The 22,610-nt window shown below is 66.7% G+C and carries 21 protein-coding genes and 1 pseudogene; 9 read left to right on the forward strand and 13 right to left on the reverse strand.

Annotated features, from left to right (window positions below; all coding sequences use genetic code 11):
• The coding region (locus MYF83_RS44655; RefSeq protein ID WP_372500376.1) for a transposase at positions 1-145 on the reverse strand (145 nt) is incomplete at its 3' end.
• Positions 146-241: 96 nt separating this feature from the next.
• Between MYF83_RS44655 and MYF83_RS39105 the strand changes: the two genes are divergently transcribed.
• Both MYF83_RS39105 and MYF83_RS39110 read left to right on the forward strand, forming a co-directional pair.
• Positions 242-373 carry a hypothetical protein gene (locus MYF83_RS39105; RefSeq protein ID WP_372500375.1) on the forward strand — a complete coding sequence of 44 codons (132 nt, stop codon included), beginning with the start codon at positions 242-244 and terminating at the stop codon, positions 371-373.
• Between the two features lie 356 nt (positions 374-729).
• The gene (locus MYF83_RS39110; RefSeq protein WP_248965863.1) at positions 730-1,323 is read left to right on the forward strand and encodes a MerR family transcriptional regulator; all 594 of its coding nucleotides are present in this window, start codon (positions 730-732) and stop codon (positions 1,321-1,323) included.
• Between the two features lie 554 nt (positions 1,324-1,877).
• Here the strand turns inward: MYF83_RS39110 and MYF83_RS39115 are convergent.
• Positions 1,878-2,621, reverse strand: coding sequence for an SAM-dependent methyltransferase (locus MYF83_RS39115; RefSeq protein WP_248965864.1), 744 nt, complete (start codon positions 2,619-2,621; stop codon positions 1,878-1,880).
• A 189-nt stretch (positions 2,622-2,810) separates the two neighbouring features.
• On the opposite strand from MYF83_RS39115, the gene MYF83_RS39120 reads away from it, so the two are divergent.
• Complete coding sequence (locus tag MYF83_RS39120; protein WP_248965865.1) at positions 2,811-3,257, forward strand: hypothetical protein; 447 nt, start codon at positions 2,811-2,813, stop codon at positions 3,255-3,257.
• Between the two features lie 635 nt (positions 3,258-3,892).
• Here the strand turns inward: MYF83_RS39120 and MYF83_RS39125 are convergent.
• From MYF83_RS39125 to MYF83_RS39140, 4 genes and pseudogenes are all read right to left on the reverse strand, one after another.
• Complete coding sequence (locus tag MYF83_RS39125; RefSeq protein WP_372500377.1) at positions 3,893-4,105, reverse strand: NUDIX hydrolase; 213 nt, start codon at positions 4,103-4,105, stop codon at positions 3,893-3,895.
• Positions 4,104-4,844, reverse strand: a pseudogene (locus MYF83_RS39130) (transposase); the annotation flags it as partial. The pseudogene MYF83_RS39130 and the gene MYF83_RS39125, both read right to left, overlap by 2 nt.
• A gap of 273 nt (positions 4,845-5,117) precedes the next feature.
• Positions 5,118-5,321: a hypothetical protein gene (locus MYF83_RS39135; RefSeq protein WP_248965866.1), complete on the reverse strand. Its 204-nt coding sequence runs from the start codon at positions 5,319-5,321 to the stop codon at positions 5,118-5,120.
• Between the two features lie 57 nt (positions 5,322-5,378).
• Positions 5,379-5,612 (reverse strand): hypothetical protein, encoded by a 234-nt coding sequence (locus MYF83_RS39140; RefSeq protein ID WP_248965867.1) that lies wholly within the window; start codon positions 5,610-5,612, stop codon positions 5,379-5,381.
• 972 nt (positions 5,613-6,584) lie between these two features.
• Between MYF83_RS39140 and MYF83_RS39145 the strand changes: the two genes are divergently transcribed.
• Complete coding sequence (locus tag MYF83_RS39145; RefSeq protein ID WP_248965868.1) at positions 6,585-9,827, forward strand: AfsR/SARP family transcriptional regulator; 3,243 nt, start codon at positions 6,585-6,587, stop codon at positions 9,825-9,827.
• On the opposite strand, the gene MYF83_RS39150 is transcribed toward MYF83_RS39145, so the two are convergent.
• Positions 9,785-10,915 (reverse strand): M29 family metallopeptidase, encoded by a 1,131-nt coding sequence (locus MYF83_RS39150; protein WP_248965869.1) that lies wholly within the window; start codon positions 10,913-10,915, stop codon positions 9,785-9,787. The genes MYF83_RS39145 and MYF83_RS39150 overlap by 43 nt on opposite strands.
• 256 nt (positions 10,916-11,171) lie before the next feature.
• On the opposite strand from MYF83_RS39150, the gene MYF83_RS39155 reads away from it, so the two are divergent.
• Positions 11,172-12,434, forward strand: a complete 1,263-nt coding sequence (locus MYF83_RS39155; protein WP_279340682.1) for an MFS transporter — start codon at positions 11,172-11,174, stop codon at positions 12,432-12,434.
• A gap of 44 nt (positions 12,435-12,478) precedes the next feature.
• A complete protein-coding gene (locus MYF83_RS39160; protein ID WP_248965871.1) occupies positions 12,479-12,748 on the forward strand; it encodes a hypothetical protein in 270 nt (89 codons plus the stop codon).
• A 67-nt stretch (positions 12,749-12,815) separates the two neighbouring features.
• Here the strand turns inward: MYF83_RS39160 and pepN are convergent, their stop codons facing one another.
• The 4 genes from pepN to MYF83_RS39180 form a co-directional block, all read right to left on the reverse strand.
• Complete coding sequence (gene pepN / locus MYF83_RS39165) at positions 12,816-15,359, reverse strand: aminopeptidase N (protein ID WP_248965872.1); 2,544 nt, start codon at positions 15,357-15,359, stop codon at positions 12,816-12,818.
• A 72-nt stretch (positions 15,360-15,431) separates the two neighbouring features.
• Positions 15,432-16,763, reverse strand: coding sequence for a M16 family metallopeptidase (locus MYF83_RS39170; RefSeq protein WP_248965873.1), 1,332 nt, complete (start codon positions 16,761-16,763; stop codon positions 15,432-15,434).
• On the reverse strand, positions 16,760-18,094 hold the full coding sequence (locus MYF83_RS39175; protein WP_248965874.1) for a M16 family metallopeptidase: 1,335 nt from the start codon (positions 18,092-18,094) through the stop codon (positions 16,760-16,762). Before MYF83_RS39175 ends, MYF83_RS39170 begins: the two co-directional genes overlap by 4 nt.
• Before the next feature lie 130 nt (positions 18,095-18,224).
• Positions 18,225-18,395 (reverse strand): hypothetical protein, encoded by a 171-nt coding sequence (locus MYF83_RS39180; RefSeq protein ID WP_248965875.1) that lies wholly within the window; start codon positions 18,393-18,395, stop codon positions 18,225-18,227.
• A gap of 336 nt (positions 18,396-18,731) precedes the next feature.
• On the opposite strand from MYF83_RS39180, the gene MYF83_RS43440 reads away from it, so the two are divergent.
• The 3 genes from MYF83_RS43440 to MYF83_RS39190 all read left to right on the forward strand — a co-directional run bounded on the left by MYF83_RS43440 (position 18,732) and on the right by MYF83_RS39190 (position 20,963).
• On the forward strand, positions 18,732-18,860 hold the full coding sequence (locus MYF83_RS43440; RefSeq protein WP_279340683.1) for a hypothetical protein: 129 nt from the start codon (positions 18,732-18,734) through the stop codon (positions 18,858-18,860).
• A gap of 151 nt (positions 18,861-19,011) precedes the next feature.
• The gene (locus tag MYF83_RS39185; protein WP_248965876.1) at positions 19,012-20,151 is read left to right on the forward strand and encodes a 2,5-dihydroxypyridine 5,6-dioxygenase NicX family protein; all 1,140 of its coding nucleotides are present in this window, start codon (positions 19,012-19,014) and stop codon (positions 20,149-20,151) included.
• Complete coding sequence (locus MYF83_RS39190; protein ID WP_248965877.1) at positions 20,148-20,963, forward strand: phytanoyl-CoA dioxygenase family protein; 816 nt, start codon at positions 20,148-20,150, stop codon at positions 20,961-20,963. Before MYF83_RS39185 ends, MYF83_RS39190 begins: the two co-directional genes overlap by 4 nt.
• A 53-nt stretch (positions 20,964-21,016) precedes the next feature.
• Here MYF83_RS39190 and MYF83_RS39195 read toward each other — a convergent pair whose 3' ends face one another.
• Complete coding sequence (locus MYF83_RS39195; RefSeq protein ID WP_248965878.1) at positions 21,017-21,424, reverse strand: helix-turn-helix transcriptional regulator; 408 nt, start codon at positions 21,422-21,424, stop codon at positions 21,017-21,019.
• 17 nt (positions 21,425-21,441) lie between these two features.
• The gene (locus MYF83_RS39200; protein ID WP_248965879.1) at positions 21,442-22,008 is read right to left on the reverse strand and encodes a hypothetical protein; all 567 of its coding nucleotides are present in this window, start codon (positions 22,006-22,008) and stop codon (positions 21,442-21,444) included.
• Positions 22,009-22,610: the final 602 nt, after the last annotated feature.

The following is a 22,610-nucleotide window of genomic DNA, read 5'->3' on the forward strand; positions in this document are numbered from 1 at the left end:
CCATCTGCACCCAGTTGTGCAATGTGTACTCGTTGATACCAAGATCCCGCGCGATGTGCGCGACGGGTTTGCCGGTCTCCTTGACGATACGCACCGCCCCGGCCCGGAACTCCGGATCAAAACGACGCCTCGTGGTTCCTGCCACGACCAAACCTCTCTTGGTTCGGTCTCCACGTTACGAGGGGAAGGCCACTTCCACTCCCGAGCCCGCGGAGCCACCCTGCGCCGCCAGTTGATCAGCGTGCCCGCCCGACTGGCCCGCCAAGGACGCGGCCACATCACCCTGCACCTGCCTGTCCGCTGGCGCTGGCAGCACGCCTGGACCAACGCCTTCACCGCCACCCACGATCCACCCTGCGCCCAAACGGCCTGACCCGCCCGAACTCCCTGGTCACCACCCCAATCGACCGCCCTGACCCGGCCCCGCGCCCCCCAGCGCCGCCCCTGGCCCCGACCCAGCGCCACGTGGACAAGCCGTGACCCGCGCACGGCAGCTCTCTCACGCCCTAAAACTGGCCCTCTACCTGTGGAAACGGCCCTCGGAGAGGAATCGGACCGGAAAACGATCACCGCCGTGGATCGAGGCTAAGACTTACGGGTCACCTGCCAATGCACACTCGGCGGCACCAACGTCAAGCTGGGTTACCCGTCCGAGTTCCTGCAAGCAAGGATGACTCCCGATTACCAGCCCAAAACGGGGAGTACCATGGAGGGAGAGGAGGCGGCATCATGGCTGACGTTAAGTACCGCAAGTCTTCAGTAGGAGCGATCAAGAAGAAGCATCGGTCGGGGCTTGCTGAGTCCGAGACGGCCGGTACGGTGCAGGCTTCCCGCAAGAAGCTGGTAGAGGAGCAGGCAGCTCGGGCTCTGTTCGTTCAGGCGGAGCAACTGGACGATGTAATCGCGAACACGCACGAGCCTGGCACTCGCGACACCGTCAGAGAAGTCGTCCATAGCATGCTGACTCATGCGGAGCCTGTACGGGCGACGATCGCATCCAAGGTCCTCGGGGTCGATGAGAAGACTGTCCGGGCTTGGGCTAAGGCCGGGCTGCTCATCCCTGTAAGAGGAAGGCCTCGAGTGATGCTTGAGGCTGAGCGCCTGTACATGGTTGCAAGGCTGGTTCAGGATCTGCGTAGGGCGGGTACCAGACGTAACCTCGCTGAGGCGGTGTGGCGCCGATTGCAGGATCAAGGGGTCCTTGAAGACGATCAGCTCGCCGAGAGCCTTCGGCAGATGAGTCAGGGCGAGGGGCGCCCATGGCGAGATATCCAGGCAGAATGGAATTCCAAGAACTCGGAACTTGCGCCTGGTGAAGACTGAGGTTTACCTCTCCGCACTTGCCGAGAAACAAGCGGAGACACTGCGCGGTGCCGACCTGAAGGCGTTCACTGCATTCATTAGTGATCTAGAGATGCGAGGATGCGCCGCCCTCGGGTACCGGCTGACTGGAGAGATTCCAGTTAACAGACTATGTGTTAAGCATCTGAGAGGCGCCATGCGCGTAGTAACTGCCTTCGATGAGCCGGACTGCGCGTGGATATTGCTGGTGGGATCGCACAATGAGCGCAACCGTATGCAGGATATCTACTCAGCACTGTGGGAGCTGTGTGGTTTGGACGCTCCGCCCTCCGGTGAGCGGACAAAGCCCGCATGCTGCCATGACGATGGGACCAACCCAGACCTGGCTGAGATTGATGACTTGGTGACACGCTGCCGGGATCTTGCCAGGCCTCCTCGGCGCCGTAGACGCGCACGCTAACAAGGGCCATAACGCATCGGCATGCCATTGCGGCCTCGGCGGCACCGGCGTCTCCTGCCCCGTCGGCCTCACCTCCGGTGAGGCTTGATCTTCGGACAGATCCGGAGGCGATGGGTCAGCTCGTTCGTTGGAGTAGGAGCGTGACGAAACCCAGGATTTTCCGGTAACCGTGCAGCCACATGTCGCGGTGCTGCAGAGCCGCCGTGCGAGCCGCGTCGGCGTCCGGGCCGCGATGCTTGTTAGCCCAGCGCAGCAGCGTCCCTGTCCAGGACCATTCGTATTCGTCCCATTCGGCCAGGTCGCTGGTGTAGGCGTAGACCAGGTCGAAGCCGGCGGACTCGGCGGCGGTGACAGTGCCGGGCAGGTCGAGGTAATCCGACGTCTCGGCACCCAGCCGGGTGAGCGCCTCCACCGTCGGCTCGCGCTCCCAGAAGTCCTCGCCCACCAGCGCCAGCCCATTTTGCCGCAGATAGCGGCGGACGTGCCTGACGGTCTGGCTGAGCCCGCCGAATGCGTGTGTGGCCCCGACGCAGAGCACCAGGTCGTACTGCTCGGCGACCGGGAAGTCAGCGGCCGGTCGTTCGTGAAGTCGGATGCGCTCCCAGACGCCCTGGATCTCGGCTGCTTGCTCGGCCGCCTTGAGGCTTTCTGTAGAGATGTCCACACCGTCGGCGGTTGCATCCTGGTAGAGAGCCAGCGCGCGCAGCGTCCAAGCCGCCTCGCCGCAGCCGAGATCTAGGATCCTCGCCCCCTCGGGCAGCCGAGCCCGGCGCAGCAGTCGGGTCACGTGGGCGCCAGAGACCGGCGCGGCGATGGGATGGTCCCGATGAGCAAGATGGCTGATCAACTGACGATCCATGGCCTAATCCTTCGCATCCCCAGGAGCTTGCGGCAAGCCAAATTTGCACTGATGGGCTGAGCCGAGGCCGTAGTGGACACGACCATTAGCGTGCCGCGGGCTTGCGCCAGGGCCTGTGAGCGCTGGTGAATGTATATCAGAATACGTTCTGACTATGATAGTGACATGAGTGCGAGCCATGCAGAGTCAGTGACGTTCTCGGACTTGTCGAGGAACCCGCGAGCGGTCGCCGAGCGTGCGACACGTCTCGGTCGGGTGCGTGTCACTCATCGGGATGCCCCGGACTTCTATCTGACGGCTGCGGATCGTGAGGAGCAGCGGGACCGGACGCTCGCGACAGCGTCCCGTTTGTTCCTTGCGCTCCTCAAACATGATCCAACAGCTCGGGCGTTGGCCATCGCGATGCCAGAGGTTTTCCCATGGGTTCGCCACCTCACCGCAGACGAGCTGCGAGCTTTTACCTTCGAACTGGTTGAGGCGCTGTCCGACGCTGCGGAGTTGGACCTGGACAACAGGGCCGAAGAAGTGATCGCGGGCTGGCGGGCGACGGCTCGGATCAAGGCAGACCCGGCGGAGTACGCAGAGGCACGCAAGGCTACGAGTGGAGACTTTGGACCGGTTGAGGTCTCCGTATGAGCCCCAAGCGCGGAGATCGCGTCACGGTTCCCCCTCCCGATGATGAGTGGGACGTTCGGTTTGCCACCAGTGGCGCGGCAAGTGGGTGGGAGGAACTGTGCAGGCACGCCCTGGCCAACGCACGGCGCTGCCTCGAAGTCTTGCGGACAGATCCACGTTCGCGGGCAGATCACGAGCGCCAGCATCGACTCCGAGGTGACCTCGCGATTCACCGCCACAACGGCAAGGATCTCGAGCAGTGGGAGTTCGAGGTCACGAGTGGAGGTCGTGTCCGCTACGTCATCGATGACGGGATGCGCACCGTCTGGCTAATCTACGCATCGCCCCGCCATCCGAAAGACACGGATGTATGATCCGTTGCTCGTAGATTTATTGCGTGAGCTGAAGCTCTACCACCAGCAGTACCTATTTAAGGTGCCAAATGGGTATTGCGGCATCGGCGTCACCAACGTCAAGCTAGGTGACCCATCCGAGTGGGGCGCCTGCCAGACGGGCCTGGTCCCGACCGAGGAGTAGCTTTACAGATCTCGCTGTACGGCTCGCGCTCAACTCCTGGGCGTGAGCCGTCCTGCTGCCTGGCCCCAGTTGATCAGCTGATCGCCTGCCGTGTCGGCTGTCCGGACTTCGGCCGGTTCCTATTTCTCGGTGAGGGCGTATAGCAGCGCGGCCATGCTGGTGCCGCTCACGAGTTCGCCCTTGCCGACCAGCCGGGGGACGTCGCTCAGCGGTGCCCATTCGACGCGCTCGGCCTCCCAGCCCTCGGTGGGCGGGCCGATGTAGGTGGCGCTGTCGGCATGGAAGATGTGGTGAACGGAGTCGGAGATGCCGTTGGTGGGCTGGACCTTCACCAATGGGCGCAGCGGCGACCGCCAGCACCGGCGCTCTCATCCCGCGCCGTTTGCAGTCGCGCAGCAGGTCGGCCCACGACTCGGTGGACTCGCGATAGCCATCGGACAGGGCGATGAGCTCCTTACGGCCGTCGGCACGGACTCCGATCATCACCAGCAGGCACAGTTTGTGTTTCTCCAGGCGAATGTTGACGTGGATGCCATCGGCCCACAGGTAGACGTAGTCCACGCCGGACAGGTCGCGGGCGGCGAAGGCCCGCTGTTCGGCCGTCCAACGTCATCACCGGTGCGGACAGGCCCGCCGTCGAGCCGAGGAACTGGCCGAGGGCCGGCACGAAGTCACCGCTGGACAGGCCGTGCAGGTACAGCAGCGGCAGCACCTGGGTGATCTGCGGAGTCTTGCGCGCCCACGGGGGAAGGATCGCCGAGGAGAACCGCTGCCGCTCGCCGGTGTCGGGGTCAATGCGCTTGTCGTTGACGCGCGGGGCGATGATGTCGATCACGCCGGCCGCGGTCAGGACCTCCGCGGCCGGTGGCTGCCGTTGCGGACGACCAGGCGACGGCCCTGTTCGTCGCGCTCGCCGGCGAACTGGGCGAGGTAGGCATCGACCTCGGCTTTCAACGCCTCGGCGAGCACCCGGCGGGCACCTTCGCGGACGATCTCGTCGATCAGCGAGGCGGACGGAGACGGGGCGGCTGTGGCACGGTCGGCGGCGGGGTCAGGTACTACGGTGAGCAACGGGTGTGCCTTCCCGACCGACGTTGGCGCGTCGGTCATGCTTGAGAACCTCATGTGATCATCGGGAAGGTACACCCCTTCCCGACAGATCCACAGATTTCAAGCATCGCTCGGTGCGATCGACAGCCTACCGGTGGGGCCTGCGCGTCCCGAGGACTGTGCAATCAACTTCTGTCGCTAACTGGCGGGGTCCGGCTGCTGCTGTGGAAAGCTTGTCTGTGGTCGGCGCTAAGGTCCGACGGAGATAAAGCATCGGCGAGATAAGGCTGTTGGTCAGAGTGAAGGGCAAGGATCGTCGGGCACGGCAAACGCGCGTTCGAGGGATGCCCGCGACCTCTTCTCTTCCTGGCCGGTGAAGATCATGTTCGCGATGTCGGAGATACCTTGGATCCTGGTCGCCGCACTCGGGAGCAAGACGCGGAAGACTGCAACGATGATCTGATTTGCCAGCTTCTTGCTGCGCTCATCAACGGCCATGATCGCCTCGCGATACAGGACTGGTCCTTCAGTGTCGCATGTCATGCTCGCCGAGCGTCAAGCTCGCTTAGACTTAGCCTTGGCGTCGAGCTGCGTATGGTAGTCGAGGATCTGCACTAGGTCTTGAATGTAATGGCTGTGCTCGTGGGCGACGAGATGTGCAGTCCAGAAAGCGTTATAAGAACGCAGGCTCGTGGACAGTCCGAGAGTGCCGGCGATGACGACGAGGCGGAACAACCCGCCCACGCGATCCCCGTCCCGGACGTCGGCGGCGGTCGAGGTCTCCATCATGAGGCAGACGCTAGGAGCCGGACAGCACGCCGCGTATCGACCCAGCTACACCACCATCCAACGGCCGCCACTCGAGCGAACAAGAACCATTACCACGATGTGGCCCCCTGAGTCAGAAGCCTGGCGCGCAACTGCCGGCGTTCGGCGCCCTGGTGCTGCTGACCGGTCGGCCTCCGCTACCGAACCGGCGAACCTCCCGCGCGCCCGCGCGAGGGCGTCGCGAAAATCGCGTAATTCGTCTGGCCACGCAGCTACCCTCTTCTTTCGCCTCGCGCGGGCGCGCGCGTAAGGGGTCTCGAAAGTCCCGAAATTGTCGACCTGGCCGAGGTCTCCCGCTTGCTCGGCCACAAGAGCTACGAGACCACCTAGGTGGATCTACATCCACCTGCTCACCCCCTCCTGGGGAAGGTGACCCGCACCGTCAACGCCAGGGCAGCTCGTCGGTGCCCTGGCGAAGTGGGATCGCCGGAGTCACTGTTTCTGCCGCTGTTTCTGCCGGTTTCTGCCGGTCCCTGCGCGACCATGAAGTCTGAGCGCCGCCTTCACGACATCGGTCCAGGTCACAGCACAGGTGACCAGGCAATCATTGTTGCCGGTATGAGTCGCGTGGATTCATGCCGCCACCACGGTGCCTCCGACGTGAACCTCTCTTATCGTTTCCTCAGCAGGCGCCGCCATCCACGCTCATCGTCGTCTCCAATACCGCGTTCGGGGTCGAGCGGGATCTGACGCAACACAGCGGAATGAAACTACCGAGCGCTCGGTTGCCCGGTATACGACCTGAGTCCTATACCGGATCAGATCCGCCGAGCATGGTCATGAGCCGCAGGCGGGACCTGCCTCATGACCAGTGAGGCCGCGCTGTGCCGGGCTGGGCTTGCTAGTCGTGGGTGTCGCCGCCCATGATCAATACTTCACGAGGGCGTAGGCGTTCAAAGTCTCCGCCAACGTCGGCCGGGTAAGAGGTGAACGGTGCGATTTCAGGTCTTGGGGTCGATGGAGGTCACCGACGGCGACCGGCCCGTCTACCTCGGCGGCGCGCGCAAGCAGCGGCTGCTGCTCGTCGCCTTGTTGGCCCGAGCGGACCACACCGTTTCTGTGGACTGGCTGATGACCGTGTTATGGGGCGACCGGCCACCGAAATCCGCCCGGCGCAACCTCCAGCTCTACGTGCACAGGCTCCGGCGCGCCGTGGGGCCGCACACGCTCGTTGGTGGGTCGGGCGGCTACGCGGTGCTCACCGGCGAGGATCTGGACGCCTCGCGGTTCCGGGAGCTCGCCTCCCTGGGGTGCGCCGCCCTGGAGCGCGGCGACGTACTGCAGGCCAGCCAGCGGCTGCGCACCGCGCTCGACCTGTGGCGCGGGCCTGCGTTCGCCGAGTTCTCCGACTGCGAGGAGATCGCCGAGGAAGGGGCACGGCTTGACCAGCTCAAACTCACGGTCCACGAACAGCGGGCGCAGGCGGAGCTGGCCCTGGGCCGGCACACTGGGCTGCTCGCCGAGCTGACCGACCTGACCCAGGAGCATCCCTACCGGGAGACCTTGCGCGCCCATCTCATGGTCGCGCTCTACCGGTCGGGCCGGCGCGCCGAGGCGCTGGAGGTCTTCCGCGACACCTGTGCCTTTCTCCGCGAGCAGCTCGGTGTGGAGCCCGGTCCTGTGCTGCAGCGGATACACGGCCAGATCATGGCGGGGGACGAACGCCTCAACGTGAGCGGGGAATCCGGCACGGTGCCGCGCGAGCTGCCCGCGGACGTGCCGGGGTTCACCGGGCGCGCGGAGGCGCTGCGCGCGCTGGACGAGATGTTGCTAGCAGAGTCCGCCGCCGGGCCCGTCGTCATCGCCGGGACCGCGGGAGTGGGCAAGACCGCTCTGGCGGTGCACTGGGCACACCGGGTCACCGACCGCTTCCCCGACGGCCAGCTCCACGTCAACCTGCGCGGGTACGCGGCGGGCGCGCCGGTGCGCCCGCTCGACGTGCTGGCGACCTTCCTGCGCGCGCTGGGGCTGCCGAACGAGCAGATCCCGGCCGACGAGACGGAGGCGGCGGCACGATACCGCTCCCTCGCCGCGGACCGCCGGATGCTGGTGGTGCTGGACAACGCCGTCTCCGCCGAGCAGGTCAGGCCACTCCTGCCGGGCAGCCGCGGGTGCGCGGTGGTGGTCACCAGCCGCGACCGGCTGAGCGGGCTCATCGCGCTGGACGGCGCCCGGCGCCTCACGCTGGACGCACTGCCTCCCTCTGAGGCCGAGAGCCTCCTCGTCCGGCTGCTCGGCGCGGACCGGGTCGGTCGCGAGCCTGCGGTCGCCACCCGGCTGGCGAGGCTGTGCGGCAACCTGCCGCTGGCCCTGCGCATCGCAGCGGCCCACCTGATCGACCAGCCTCGCCGTCTCCTCGCCGACTACACCGACGATCTCAGCATGGGCGACCCGATCACCGCCCTGACCGTCGAGGGCGACGAAAAATCGGCGGTGAGCGCTGCGTTCCACCTGTCGTACCTCTCCCTGCCGGAGGCGACACGGCGGCTTTTCCGGTGGCTCGGTCTGGTCCCCCTGCACGACTTCAGCATGGCCAGCGCCGCGGTGCTGGCAGGCATGACTGAGGGCGACACGCGTACGGCTCTGGATGCTCTAGCCGCCGCCCACCTGATCTGCCAGCCGGACCGTGGTCGCTTCACTCTGCACGACCTGCTCCGCCGGTATGCCGGTAACCTCGCCGACGAGAACGACGCGGAACAGGAGCGGGCTGGGGCGGTACGGCGGCTATTCGAGTGGTATCTGCGGGTGGAGACCGCGGCCGTCGAGCTGTTGTATCCCGAGATTCTGCGGCTTCCCGACCAGGAGAAGACACGCGATCGGATGCCCTGGGGGAACGACCCGGTCGCCGCGCTCGACTGGATGGACACCGAGCGCCAGAACCTTATGCAGGTACTCCGCCGCGCCGCGCTGCACGGGCCGAAGTCCATGGCGTGGCGGCTGGCCGACGGGCTGCGCGGCTACCACGAACAACGCCGGCACATGGTGGACTGGTTCACGTCCGGACGCGCCGCGATCGCCGCGACCCGCGCGGAAGGCGACAGGCGGGCGGAGTCCGCGGCGTCGCTGAACCTCGGTCACGCGTACGCCTGCCTGGGTCGCTATGGCCGCGGAATCGCTTGGCTCAACCGCGCCATCACGCTGAGCGCCGACTCAGGGTGGCAGAGGGGCGAGGCGACGGCTCTGAACCTCCTCGGCGTGGTGTTGCACGTCGTCGGGCGATCGGAGGAGTCCGAGAGCCGCCTGACGCGCGCGCTGGAGCTTAACGAACGCCTGGGATCGCGGAACGCGCAGGCCATCGCGCTGCTCAACCTCTCCTACACTTTCGGAGAGTACGGCAGGCTCCGCGAAGGAGTCGATCATGCCGGTCAAGCCCTGGCGCTGTTCCGCGAGATACAGGCGCCCGCGTCCGGAGCCCTGGCCCTGACCAACCTGGCCGAGCTTCAGTATCTGCTGGGCCGGTTCGACCAGGCCACGAGCCACCTGGACACCGCTCTGAGCCGGCACCGTGAGCTCGGCGGCCTGTACGGAGAGGCGATCACCCTGATCGTGCACGCCCAGCTGCACCTGAGCTCCTCCCGCGTCGAAGAGGCTCGCGACTACGCGCAGACGGCGCTGGAGATCGGCAGAGAGATCGGCGACCACCATACGCAAGCCGCGGCTCACAGTGTGCTGGGCTCGATATACGACGTCGACGGCGACCACGAACACGCGATCGGACTGTACGAGACCGCCTCACGCATCGCCGAGGAGATCGACGCCCGTTATCCGCTCGGAGTGGCCCTGGTGGGAATGGCGAGCGCTCATTATCACCGCGGTGCCCACACGACCTCGGCAGACTATGCGAGACGGGCCATGGAGCTCGCGGGTAAGGCGCAATACGGGATCCTCGAAGGCCAGGCGCTGACGCTGCTCGCCTCCGCCTCCCACGGGCAGGGCTTGTCGCCGATGGCCCTCGCGTACGGCAACCAGGCTCTGAACAGGCATCGCCAGACCGGGCACCTCCTGGGCCAGGCGCAGGCTCATTTTCTCCTCGCCAGGGTGCTGCGCGACCTCGATCAAATGGCTCGCGCGGCCGGGCACTGGGAGGACGCGGCCCGTATCCACGCCGAGATCGGCATCCCCGTCCCTCAGGCTCAGGGCGCCACCGAGCAGGCAAGCGACTTGAGGTTGCCGTAGGCCATGCCGCAGCAGTCGCCGGTGGTGTCCTCCTCGTAGATGTCCAGCGGATGTGGCTCGCTGGTGGGCACGAAGCGGGTCAGGTCGATCGGTTCTAGGTCGTCGTCCACCCACACGAACGCGCCGTTGGTGATCAGGTCGAGGTGGATCTCGGCGACGTAGGGCACCCGCTCGAAGCTCTGGTTGTGCTGGCCGAAGCCCAGGTGCACGGCGCATCGCCGCTCGTTGATGTGCGAGTTGGCGGGGATGAACCCGTCGATGCCGCGGTTGGTGCCCAGGCCGAGCTCGCCGACCCTGCGCCCGTGCGGCGAGTCCAGGCAGAGTTGCAGCATCTCCCGCAACGGTTCGTTGGCGCAGGTCAGCTCCACCGCCATGCTGTTCTCGATCTCCACCCGCACCGGGTTGGCGGCCAGCCGGGCGTCCAGTGAAGTGAGCACGTTCACATTGAACGCGCCGTCGGCGACCAAGACTCCGTCCACCCTGGCCGGATGGGTCGCGATCTCGCCTGCGGGCACGATGGTGAAGCCGCCGGGGTGCGGAAGTCCTCGGTCGCTGATCCATTTGAACCTGTTGGAGTCGATCTCGATGGTGAGGTCGGTGCCGCTGTCCGTCCGCACCCGGATCTTGCGGGCGGGCTGGATGCGGTGCAGCAGCGAGGCGTTGAACCGCGACAGGTCGTCCGGCGTCACGTTGACGGCCTTGGTGAAGAACTCGGTGGAGGCGCTGATCACCCGCAGGATCATGGTGCGATGCCGGCCGTACCTGTTCAGTACGGCTTCGAAGACCTCGAAATGGGCCATTCCTGCGCGTTCGAGGGTGATGACGACCAGTCGCCCGGGGAGGGTGGCCGGGTCCGGCAGGACCCCGTCCAGCCTCTCGGCGAAGTCGGGGTCGGTCATCGGGCGCATCGCCACGATCCCGGCCTTGAACCCGCGCTGCCGCAGCGCCAGCACGATCCAGGCCGCGGGCCCCCGGCAGTCGGGCGTATAGGTGATCACATACGTGTCGTCCTCGGCGAGTCGCGCGTAGTTGTCCAGAAAGGCCTCCACGCCTTGGAAGACGTCCTCATCCGGCAGTACGTAAGTCACGCTTGTCTCCTTCTCAAAGACTGGACGGCGTGGTCCGCCCGCTCCCAGTTCTACGTTTGTCTGGGTGGCTGGTCACTACTTTGACGCTGGCATGACATTGCAAATGCAGCAACAGTCCAGAATTCGCCGGAGCGGACGGTTGCGGCCAGGTCCGAACCTCTGCAGGAAACGGCCACTTTCGTTATCGCATTTCCTTCGGCGAGCATTCTGTACGACGACTCGAAAAAGCGCATCGATATAACCGGAAGGCAGTGCAATGACTACAGTGGAAGCCCCCGAGACGGCAGGGAGGGGTGAACGCAGGCCTAACCGGATATTCCGTGCCTACTGGGCAGCGGTGGGCGTGTCCCAGCTCGGTTCGGCCGTCAGCCTGGTCACCATCCCGCTGATCGCCGCGGTGACCCTGCGGGCCACCCCCGACCAGATGGCGTGGCTCGTCGCCGCGGGCATGCTCCCGTCCCTCCTAGTCCGCGTGCCGGCAGCCGCGTGGTCGGATTCGGCGCGCGACAGGGTACCCCTGATGATCGCGTGCAACGTCGTCCAGGCGCTGATCATCGGACTTGTCCCGCTGCTCTGGGTGCTGGACGCGCTGAACTTCACCACACTGGTGATCCTGGTGGGCGGTGCGTCGCTCGCCGTCGGGGTCTACTCGTCGTTGTCCAGCCCGGTGCTGGTGGAGATCGTGCCGAAGGAAGACCTCGTCGACTCCAACGGGCGGATCAGCGCCACTCGCAGCGTGGCCGACATTGGCGGCCCCGCGCTCGGCGGCGTACTGCTCGCGGTTCTCGCGGCGCCCTGGGTAGTGCTCGTCGACGCGGTGTCGTTCCTGCTGTCCGCGCTGCTGCTGACCCGCGTGCCCTCGCGGCGAAGCCCTACGGCAGAGGACACGGCCCCGCAGCGGAGCCCGGGCGGCATACTCGCCCTGGCACGGGCTCTGGCCGGGCGCTCCGGGGTGCAGGCGGCCGTCACGGTCGGGCTGGTCAACGGCGTCGTGGACACCGTACTGGTCCTGTTCATGGTCCACGAGCTACGCCTGCACAGCTCGGCGGTCGGGTTGCTGCTCGGGCTCGGCGCAGTCGGCGGGGTGGCCGGCGGCCTCCTGGTGGGCAAGATCCTCGGCCAGCACGGCCCGGGACCCACCCTGGCGGTGGGCGTGCTGGTCACGATCCTCTCGCTCGTCCTGCTGCCGTTCGCCGTGGCCGGATGGTCGGGCGCCACGGCGGTGGTGGTCTTCGAACTGGCCGGCAGCTTTGGCGGCACCCTCATCATCGCCACCGTCTTCGGCTCCCTCCAGGGCGCGGCCCCCGAGGGCAAGGTGGCGCGGGTCATGGCACTCGCTGGCGCCTTCCTGCAGGTGGCGACCCTGGTCGGCGCCGCGGTTGGTGGCGTGCTCGGCACGCGTCTCGGGCTTCGGGAGACGGTCTCCGTGGGCGTGGTGCTGCTGGTGGTGGCGCTCGTGCCGCAGGTGGTGAGGTGGGGCGCGAACCGATGGAAGATCGACTCCCAAGAGATCGGATGACAGGCGGCGCCCGCCGTACAACCTTTTCGAACAGGACCCACGCGATGCACCTCACGGTCGTGACGGTCGGCACGCCAGGCTGGCTCGTCGCCGCCGACCCCCTGCGCTCTGCGCTGCAAAGCAGCGTGACCGCGGCGGACCATCTTGAGCACGCCTACCTCGACGTGGTCAGACACCAGGTCGTCTTCGCCCTTTTCCTTCGGGTCACCGATCAACGCTCCGCGCTCGGCCTGGCCGAGCAACTGTGCAGAAGGACGATGGCCACCGTCATCCCCTCGGGAGAATGGACGGTGGTCTCGGTGCGTATTGGCTGATCCGCTACAAGGAAGCGCGGCCCCCGAGGCGGAGAGCCGCGCTTACTTGTGCCCGCGGGGTGCTCGCTCAGGACTCGCGGGCCGAGCGGTCCGTCCTGCGGGCCCGCTGGGCCCGCAGGACGCGGTCGTTGCCCTCGGTGACCAGCCGGCGCAGGGACACGGGATGCCCCTCCTCCGCGAGCCATGCCGTGGCCGCGGTCACCGTCTCGGCCGACACCTGGTAGACCGGATAGCCGATGGTCAGGAAGTCGGCCGCCGAGTCGCTGTCGCGTATCTTCCAGACGTTCGCCGCGTCGGAGAAGAACAACGGCATGAAGGGCGCGGTCAGAGACACCTGGGCCGGGTGCTGGAAGCCCAGGGTGAGCGCCCTGGCGCGCCAGTTGGGCAGGTCCGGGTCGGTGGTCAACTCCTCCCACACGGCTGACTTGGACGCGTGCGAGGGTATGAGCGCGGTCGCGGTGGCCGCGCCCGCGTCGCCCGCTGAGGTGCGGTCGGCGGCGTGCTTCACCGAGATGGCGGCGGGGTCGATGGCGTCGTTGGCGACCAGCGCCTGGATCACCTGCCAGCGCAGCTCACCGGTGAGCGCGAGGCCCTCGGGCACGCCGGTCCCCGCCAGCCAGTCACGGAGCGTGCACAGATCCTCCTCGCCGCGCGCCGTGCCCACGAAGGCGCGGGCCCAGGCAAGCTGCAGGCCACCGCCCGGCTCGGCGGCCCGTATCGCCGATCTCGCGGTGCCTGCCAGCAGTGCCCAACCGGAGGGCGACCAGCCGGGGTCGGCATACTGGCCGAGTGCCAGGGCTGCCTGCCGAAGCGTCACGCTCACCAGCGTGACGTCCCGTTCCCTGGGCAGCGCGCCGGAGACCAGCGCGAGATAGTCACGAGTGGCCATCTCACCGTCACGGGTCATGTCCCAGGTGGCGGCCCAGCACAGGGCCCTGGGCAGGGATGATTCGAAGGTGCCCAGATGGTGCACCACGGCCGCCATCGACCGTTCGTCGAGCCGGAGCTTGGCGTAGGTCAGGTCGTCGTCGTTGAGCAGGAGCACGTCGGGCGCGCGGACTCCGGTGAGTGCGGTGACGGCGGTCTCCCGTCCCGCCACGTCCAGTTCCAGCCGGTTGCGGCGTACCAGGACTCCGTCGTCGAGGTCGTACAAACCGATGCCGAGGCGGTGAGGGCGCAACGCCGGATGGCTCTCCGGCGCCTCCTGGAGGATCTTTACGGCAGTGTAACGCCCGTCCGTGCCCGTCGAGACGACCGGTCGCAGTGTGTTGACCTGGGCGGACTTCAACCAGGCGGCGGCGAAGGCGGACAGGTCACGGCCGGAGGTCTCCTGGAGCGCGCTCAGCAGGTCCGCGAACGTAGCGGTCTGCCAGGCGTGCCGACCGAAGTAGGCACGCAGTCCGGCCACGAACGACTCCAGGCCGACGTAGGCCACCAGTTGCTTGACGACGCTCGCGCCCTTCGCGTACGTGATGCCGTCGAAGTTGACGGCGACCGCCTCCACGTCGTGCATCTCGCTGTAGACAGGGTGGGTGCTGGAGAGCTGGTCCTGGGAGTAACCCCAGTTCTTGCGCAGGGAGAGGAACGTGGTCCACGCGTCGGTGAAGCGGGTTGCGTGCGCGGCACACCAGTGCGAGGCCCACTCGGCGAAGGACTCGTTGAGCCAGAGGTCGTCCCACCAGCGCATGGTGACCAGGTTGCCAAACCACATGTGCGCCAGCTCGTGCAGGATGGTGACGGCACGCTGTTCACGCTCGAAATCGGTGATGGCCGACCGGAAGAGGAAAATGGCGTCGGAATGCGTGACGCACCCGAAATTCTCCATGGCTCCGGCGTTGAACTCGGGCACCCACAACTGGTCGTATTTCGGCAGCGGATAGCGACAACCGAACCGCTCGTGAAAGAAGTCCAGGCCCTGCCGAGTAATCTCGAAAAGTTCGTCGGCCTCCAGATGGTCCGCCATCGACCGGCGGCAGAACAACCCGAGATCTATGCCGTCGTGCTCCATGCGGACCTGGTGGTACGGTCCGGCGCACAGCGCGGTGACGTACGGCGCCATCCGCGCCGACCGCTCGAAGTGGACGGTCTTCACGGCTCCGTCGTCGACCGACCTCACGGCGGCATTCGACACGACGGTCCAGCGCGCGGGCACCGTGGCGTGCCAGGTGTAAACCGCCTTCAGATCCGGCTGATCGAAACAGGCGAACGCGCGCTGCGCGCAGGCGGGCTGAAACTGGCTGTAGAGGTAGACCTCGTCGTCAGCGGGATCGACCACACGGTGAATGCCTTGCCCCGAGTGTGAGTATTCGAACTCCGCCGAGACCACCAGATGGTTCTCCGCCGCGAGATCGGTCAGAGCGAGCCCCTGCCCGGGGTCCCACCCCGAGGTGTCGAGCACCCGGCCGTTGAGCACCGCGCGGTGCAACCGCAGCGCCGCGACCTCGACGAAGGTGTCCTTGCCCGGTACGGCGGCGCCGAACCGGACCTCGGTGATGCTCAGAAAGGTCCGCGTACCGAGGGTCAGGTCGAGCGTGACGTCGTAGGCGGTCACTTCCACGAGGCGGGCCCGCTCCCGGGCCTCGGCCTGGGTGAGGTTGCGTACTGCTCCCATTGGAGTCATCCCTTCCAGAAAAGGCCAGCCGCCCGAACGGCGGCCGGCCTGGTCACTCACAGGTGACGACCGTTACGGGCGTACCTTGATCGCGGAGATGGCGGCGACATGGCGTTCGATGCGTTCGGCGTCGCCCAGCACGACGCCCACGGCGCCCGCGGGCGCGAGATACTGCTGCGCCGCCCGGTGCACCTCATCCACCGTCGCGGCGGAAAGACGTCCGGCGTGCTCGACCAGGTAGTTCATCCGCAGCCCCGCCCCGGCCAGGCCGCTGGCGAGACCGGCGAGACCCGACTGGGTGGACATGCCGAGCACCAGCGTGCCCAGGGCGAACTGGCGGGCCTGGTCGATCTCGGCAGGGTCCGGGGCCAGCGTCGCGATCCTGCCCAGCTCGTAGAAGGTCTCCATCAGCGCGGGAGCGGTGACGTCGGTCGCCACGTCCGCCGACAGCATCAGCTTCGACCCGGCCACCGAATGATCGATCATCGAATGCGGCCCGTACGTGTAGCCCTTGTCCTCGCGGATGTTCTCCACCCAGCGGGAGGAGAAGTAGCCGCCGAAGATGAGGTTCGCCAGTTGCAGGGGAGCGTTGTCCGGGTGGCTGCGGGCCACGGCGGGCAGTGCCAGCCGTAGCGACGACTGCACCGCTCCCGGCCGGTTGACGATGAGCAGCGGCCCCGGCTCCAGCGGCGGCGGCGGGAGCAATTCGGTGGCCGGCCCCGCCCCGCGCCAGCCGGCGAAGTGCTCCGCCACCTGGTCGAGGACCGTATCCGGGTCGAAGTCTCCGACCAGCACCAGGGTCGCGCCGCCGGGATGGAGACGACGTGCGTGCAGCTCCCGCAGATGCTCGGGCTCCACCGCCTCGACGTCGTCCCCGCTCGGGGTCTGCACGGCGTACGGATGGGATCCGTAGACGCGCTCCAGCAGGGCGGACCTGACGAGGTGCGACGGCTGGCTCAGCGCGACCTTGATCCGATTGGCCAGGCGCGCCCTTTCCGTCATGACCTCCTGGCCGGCGTACGCCGCCTCGTTGATCGCCTCGGCCAGCAGCTCAAGCAGCGTGTCGAGTCCGGTGCTGAGGGCGTTCCCGCTGATTTGCAGCCGATCGGGATCGACGCCCGCCCCGATCGCCCCGCCGACGGCTTGGAGCGTGGCGGCGAATTCGCGGTTGGACCTGCTCTTCGTGCCCCGGAACAGCGTCTGTGCCAGGACCGCCCCCGAGGCCCTGTCCACGTCGGCGAACGGAACCCTCAGCCGCAGCTCCACCAGCGGCACGGTACGACGGGCTATGGCCAGCACCGTCAGCCCATTGGGCAGCACCCGTTCGACCTGCTCGGGTACGGTGAACGCGCGGTGCGGGTCCAGATCCGGCACCCTCCCGCTCTCGACCATGGCCGCCGTCATCGTGTTCCTCCGGTCTTGCCGGGCACGACCTCGACGGAGGCGCGCCGCTGCGGGCGCAGCATCGCCGCGGCGGTGCGTACGTCCTGCGCGGTGACGTCCGCGATCAGGCCCGGCAGTTCGTTGATGAGCGTGGGATCGCTCCGCTGCAGTTCGAGCACCGCCATCCGGACGGCGCGGCCGACCACCGTGTCCGTGCTGCGCAGCAAGTTAGCCACGATCCGCGCCTGCGTCCTGGCCAGTTCCTCGTCGGTCACCTCGCCGGTCGCCACCCAGGCCAGTTCCTCGTCGATCGTCGCCAGGACGTCTTCCACGGAACCGCCGTGCGGCAGATGGGCCTGGATTACCAGTGCGGTGGGGTCGCGGACGTCGAAGGGATCGCCCATGAACCCGACGTAGCCGCCGACGCTCGTCGCCGACCGATCCTTCAGGATGAGCCGTTCGACCAGCCTCGACGCGTCGCCGTCGGTGAGCACCTCGCCCAGCACGACGTAGGGCAGATACTCCGCGAAGTCCGCGACGGGATCCGGCACCCGCCAGGCCGCGGCCACGGCCGGAACCGGCGCCAGCCGGTCGACGTAGGAGACGTGGCGCGGCCCGGTGAGGTCGGGCTCGCCGAAGCCGCGCTGGGGAGGCGCCGGCCGCGCGGGGACATCGCCGAAGTGCCGCTCGACCATGAGGCGGGCCTGCTCGACGTCGAAATCACCTGAGACGCACAGGACGGTGTTGCCGCAGGCGTAATAGCGCTGGAAGAAGTCGGCCGCGTCATGGACGACCGCGGCCTCCAGGTCCTCGAAGGAGCCGTACCCGTCGTGCACGTTGGGGAAGGTATCGAAGAGGATGGGTGGCAGTCGCAACCACGGGAAGCCCCCGTAGGGCCGGTTTAGCACGTTGAGCCTGATCTCTTCCTTGACCACGTCGATCTGGTTGCGCAGGTTCTCCGCCGTCATCAGGGGGCTGCGCATCCGGTCGGCCTCAAGGAAGAGCATCCGCTCCAGCGCGTTGCTCGGCACGGTCTCGAAGTAGTCGGTGTAGTCAAGGTGGGTCGAGCCGTTGAAGGTGCCGCCCGAGCCCTGTACGTACCGGAAGTGCGCCAGCTTCTCCAGGTTCCGCGAGCCCTGGAACATCAGATGCTCGAAGAGGTGGGCGAAGCCGGTGCGTCCCGCCGGCTCCGAGCGGATGCCGACGTCGTAGACCACGGCCACGCCGACGACCGGCGCGTTGTGGTCGGGGTTCAGGACGACCCGCAGGCCGTTGCCGAGAACGAAACGCTCGATGTGGTAGCTAGTATGTGGAATGCGAATGCGCGTCGGCGCGGACGTGTGCCGATCCACCACCTCATCGCCGGGTCGTTGAAGAAGTATCACTAACGCCTCCGTGTTCGTTGCCCTCTTCTGGCCGGTTGCCGGGAGTGCCGAATGCCGCGGAAGAGCCCGTGGCTCCTCTTCCGCGGCCCGGCCGTGGTCACACCGGAATCGAGTGGTGGGGTGGTACGAAGTCGCACAGGCCGCCGGAGGTCAGAAACGGAAACTCCGTTTCGGGGTCGAAGGTGGTCATGGGGGACCCGGTCGGTGCCGTGGAGTCCGGCTCTTCGAGTCCGGCGTTGGGGATCTGACGCTGCTCGCTGATGCTCATGGTTCCCGCTTTCCTTGAAATTCTTACTGACTGGCCCGGGGGCGGTCCCAGATAAAGCTTCCCGCGAGGGCGACGGGAATGACTTCTCGTGCGATCATGTCCATTTCCTTACCTGATGATGGTCGGTCATTCATTTTGTACAACAAGTGGCGAGGCGGATCACCGCTTTTGCGCTGGCATGAGGCTGCAACGACATGAACCGTCCAGCCACGGTGCTCCTGGCCCGTTTTGGCCGGGGCCGGCGATGGCAATATCCGACCACTTTCGGCGGCGACCGTCATACTGAAACATGATGTGTGTCAGCAGATCGCTGAAGTCTCCACATGGAGGTCGAAAATGCCGGCTCCCGAGGAAATGAATGAGCTGCTCACCAAGATGGCCGCGGTCGAGCCGCAGCCGGGCGAGGGCGACGACGAGAACGGCGCCATCGCGTGGTCCATCTCGTACACCACGTTCCGCAGCTAATTGATTGATTGAAGGCGCGGTCTTCCACTGCCGGGGAAACCGGCGTTTCCCCGGCAGTGGAAGAGCGCCTTCGCCCCCCATTCAGCACGGCGCGCCGTCGAAAGTTCGAGGAGCCGATAAAGATATGACGAATCCAACGCTTGACGAAAACGTGTTCCACGGCATCAAGGTGCTTCTGGACGACTACGTTCTGATTGAGAAAAGCGACACCTTCGTGATCGCCTACACGCCGGACAGCCGTGAGCCGGCGGCGTGGATCGCGCTGGCCCTGCGGCAGCGTGGTTTCGAGGCGCAGATCGTCGCTATGCGGCCGCTGACCGACGCTGGCTTCCGCGAGCGGCTGGAGCAGGCGCTGCCCGACACGGCCGGACTGCCCGGCCGGCTGGTGGTGCTGACCTTGGAACGGGACACCATGTCCCATTTCAATGTGTTCGAGAATGTCCTGCACACTTACGGCCCCGACCGCACCATGATTGTTCGGATCATCAGTGCCTCGCAGGAATTCTTCACCAAGTCCCTCAACGTGACGCCCACCGAGCTGTCGGCGCTCAACGCCTCCCTGCTGCACCGCATCCAGCCAGCCAAGAGGATCCGGGTCAAGAGCCCCGGCGGCACCGACCTCACCATTGAGATCGACTCCGAGAAGTTCCAGTGGGTCAGCAACCGCGGCATGTGGCGGCCAGGCGGATTCACGATCCTGCCCGCCGGTGAGATCGCCACCTATCCCGCCCGGGTGGACGGCGTCCTGGTGGCCGACGGTGCCTTCAACGCGAACGTCATCACGCCGCTGAACGCGAAACTGATGGACCATCCGGCGCGCGTCACGATCGAGAACAGCACGGCGGTCGATCTCACCTGTGCAGACCCGGCCCTTGAGGAGATGTTCCGGCTCTGCCTGGACAGCCCGTACGGCCGCAATGTCGGCGAACTCGGCCTGGGGACGAACCACGGCATCGACGCGTTCATCCCGGCCAACTCGCACATCAACGAGCGACGCTGCGGGGTGCACCTGGGCTTCGGCCAGCACAACCAGAGCCTTTCGCGGGTCCCGTACGTCGCCGACGTGCACCTCGACCTGATCACGAACGGCGCGCTCGTCTGGGTCGACGACGACCCCGAACCGATCGACCTAAACCACGTGGTGCCCAGTGGGGTGCCGCACCCGATCGACGCCCTCGACGAGGACATCACCGGTGACTGCTGCGGCCTGGGCTATGGCGAGCTGCGCGGCCTCGGCCTCGCCGACGAGGCATGCCCCGTGCCGGGACGTCTGGCGAGGGTGCCGCGATGACGACCAGCGCGCCAGAGCAGAGCGAGACGTTCGCGCAGCGTGGCTACATCATCCTGCGGGGCATGCTCAGCGCCGCCGAGGTCGAGCACGCCAGGTCTATCTGCGCCGAGAAGCTCACCCGCCAGGGCGTCAGGGAGATGATGACCTCCGACTTCCTGGCGTCGGAGTTCATGGCCGGGATAGGTCTGCGCGACCGCGTCGTCGCGGCCGTCGGCCATCTCGTGGGCGGCCCGGTCGTCCTCTATCCCAACTGCACGGCTCGCATGAACGTGTACGTCCCCTGGCATGTCGACTCGACGTTCGTCGGCGCCGACACGGAACACGTCTGGGAGCCCGGCTTCGTCCACGTGCAGGCCGGGCTCTACCTGCAGGACAACGACCCGATCGGCGGCGGCGGGATCGATGTGATCAGCGGATCGCACCTGATGTCGTTCGACGGCCACGGCAGGATCCGCGCGGAGTTCGACAACGCCGCCCGTATCCTGAGCGGCAGCCATCTGCGAGAGACCGTGGACACGAAGGCCGGAGACATCGTGCTCTGGCACGCGCGCCTGCTGCACGCGAGCACGCCCGTACAGCAGGAGTCCGAGCGGGAGAAGTTCGGCATCTTCTTCAGCTACGGGCGTGATGACCTGCGCGACAACCACCGGTTCATGAGCCAGATCTCGGTCGACTCGGTACGCACCATGAACGGCGTCTCGCGAACGATTCCGCGCCTTGCGGAGATCGCCGGGTTCCGCTATCCCGGGGACTTCCCCGACGCCTTCGTGAGGGAGGCCGAGCACGCCGGAGTCCGCGTCGTCACACTATGACGTCGGGCATGACCGGGATGCGCACGTGCAATGGGCGTGCCCATCCCGGCTGTTCAGTCGAGGTCGTCCTCATCGATCCAACCACGCGCCACCGCGCGGCCACCTGCCTGGAAACGACTGCGGGCGCCAAGCCTGGCGAGCAGGTAGGAGGCGACCCGGCGGGCGGTTCGTACCGAGATGCCCATTCGTCGGGCGATCATCTCGTCGGTCGCGCCCTCGCCCAGGAGCTTGAGCACCTGCTTCTCCTGGGCCGACAGCTCCTCCCCGTCCCGTCGCCTGACCGATCCTAGGCGGTTGGCGTTGCGCCAGATCGAGTCGAAAAGCGCTAGCAGCGCGTCGAGGACTCCACCACTGGAGATGACCGTGGCCAGCGAGGCGCTGTCGTTGGTTGTCACCGGCACCAGCGCCAGCTTGCGATCGACGATGAGCATGCGCAGCGGGAGCGTCGGTGCCGTCCGCACTTCGCCGCCCAGCTCGCTCAGCCATTGGGCGTACTCCAGGGTCGCCTGATCATTGCGTACGCTGTCCAGATAGACCGTTCGGACCCGTACACCCCGGCCCAGAGCCTCGGCGTCGGAGGCCCTCGCCGCCGCCAGCCCGGCCGGGGAAGCCGCGCCACCCGGCACGAACGAGCACGCCTCCCACTCGCATGACAACGCCAGATGCCTGACCCGCGCCCTGATGGCCTCAGCCCCGCCACGCGCTCCAGCTCCGGCGCCGCCGCCTGCTTCGACTCGGCCTGCTGGGCCAGCAGCGTGGTGAACGCCACCCGGCTCTCCTCGATCTTGTGCTGCCACTGCGCGACCTCCGCCTGTCTTCTGGCGATCAGCGCGGACAGACCGACCTCTGGGTTGACGGCCCTGGGCGGCTGCCCCAGAACCGTCTGCAACAGGGACATCCTGGCCAGCTCGTCGAGCGCCTCGCGCACCTCACTCTCCGCCAGGTCCAACCGCTGGACAAGGTCGCCTATGCCCGCCTCGGGGGCTTCGAGCATCGCCAGGTAAACCGACTCGGCCCGGCGGGTCAGGCCCAATGCCTCGAACATCGATCCTCCATGATGATCTGGTCGCCTGTGCTTCCCGCCCCCGTGACAGGGACGGCCGCGGCCAGAGACGCGTCGGCGAGAGGAATATCGGCGATCGGCCTGGAGGTCGTGCCGTTGTCGTGCCGCCGACCGTCCCGAGAACCGGCCACGCATCCCTGACCCGCGGACGCAGCGCCACCATAGGGACGAGCGGTATAGCGGCCGTACAGCACGAAAGGTGATCATTGGTGACTTTATGTAGTATCGACCGCAGCGCCTCGGTTGAGATGTCCCAGGGCCGAGTGGCGACTTCAAGAGTGTTGCATGCCGGCAGTCGTGTATATGTATTCGGCGCGATCGTCCGCCTGAATCAGCGTTTAAGCTCATCATGCCTCTTGATATCTCTCTGTGATGTGTAGATGGCGGACGGTCGTGGGAGGGGTATGAGGTTAACTGGGAACAAGGCATGGTGCTGTGTCGCGCGGCACGGCAGGTGTTGAAAGCGGCGTCCTGACCTTTAGGTCATCTTTTGCTCCCGACCTTCGGGCATGGACTCCGCAAGCCGCCGAAGAGCTGTACCAGCGGTTCGTGGAGAACTTCGACGGCTCCTCGGACGAGTTCCT

Source organism: Sphaerisporangium perillae, from assembly GCF_023276435.1.
Taxonomy (GTDB): Bacteria; Actinomycetota; Actinomycetes; order Streptosporangiales; family Streptosporangiaceae; genus Sphaerisporangium; species Sphaerisporangium perillae.

Bases quoted from the DNA above. Each gene is read 5' to 3' on its own strand.
- MYF83_RS39180 (WP_248965875.1), bottom strand. From the start codon at position 18,395: ATGAGCATCAGCGAGCAGCGTCAGATCCCCAACGCCGGACTCGAAGAG.
- MYF83_RS39155 (WP_279340682.1), top strand. From the start codon at position 11,172: ATGACTACAGTGGAAGCCCCCGAGACGGCAGGGAGGGGTGAACGCAGG.
- MYF83_RS39170 (WP_248965873.1), bottom strand. From the start codon at position 16,763: ATGACGGCGGCCATGGTCGAGAGCGGGAGGGTGCCGGATCTGGACCCG.
- MYF83_RS39160 (WP_248965871.1), top strand. From the start codon at position 12,479: ATGCACCTCACGGTCGTGACGGTCGGCACGCCAGGCTGGCTCGTCGCC.
- MYF83_RS39140 (WP_248965867.1), bottom strand. From the start codon at position 5,612: ATGATGGAGACCTCGACCGCCGCCGACGTCCGGGACGGGGATCGCGTG.
- MYF83_RS39190 (WP_248965877.1), top strand. From the start codon at position 20,148: ATGACGACCAGCGCGCCAGAGCAGAGCGAGACGTTCGCGCAGCGTGGC.
- pepN (WP_248965872.1), bottom strand. From the start codon at position 15,359: ATGGGAGCAGTACGCAACCTCACCCAGGCCGAGGCCCGGGAGCGGGCC.
- MYF83_RS43440 (WP_279340683.1), top strand. From the start codon at position 18,732: ATGCCGGCTCCCGAGGAAATGAATGAGCTGCTCACCAAGATGGCCGCG.
- MYF83_RS39135 (WP_248965866.1), bottom strand. From the start codon at position 5,321: ATGGCCGTTGATGAGCGCAGCAAGAAGCTGGCAAATCAGATCATCGTT.
- MYF83_RS39115 (WP_248965864.1), bottom strand. From the start codon at position 2,621: ATGGATCGTCAGTTGATCAGCCATCTTGCTCATCGGGACCATCCCATC.
- MYF83_RS39200 (WP_248965879.1), bottom strand. From the start codon at position 22,008: ATGTTCGAGGCATTGGGCCTGACCCGCCGGGCCGAGTCGGTTTACCTG.
- MYF83_RS39110 (WP_248965863.1), top strand. From the start codon at position 730: ATGGCTGACGTTAAGTACCGCAAGTCTTCAGTAGGAGCGATCAAGAAG.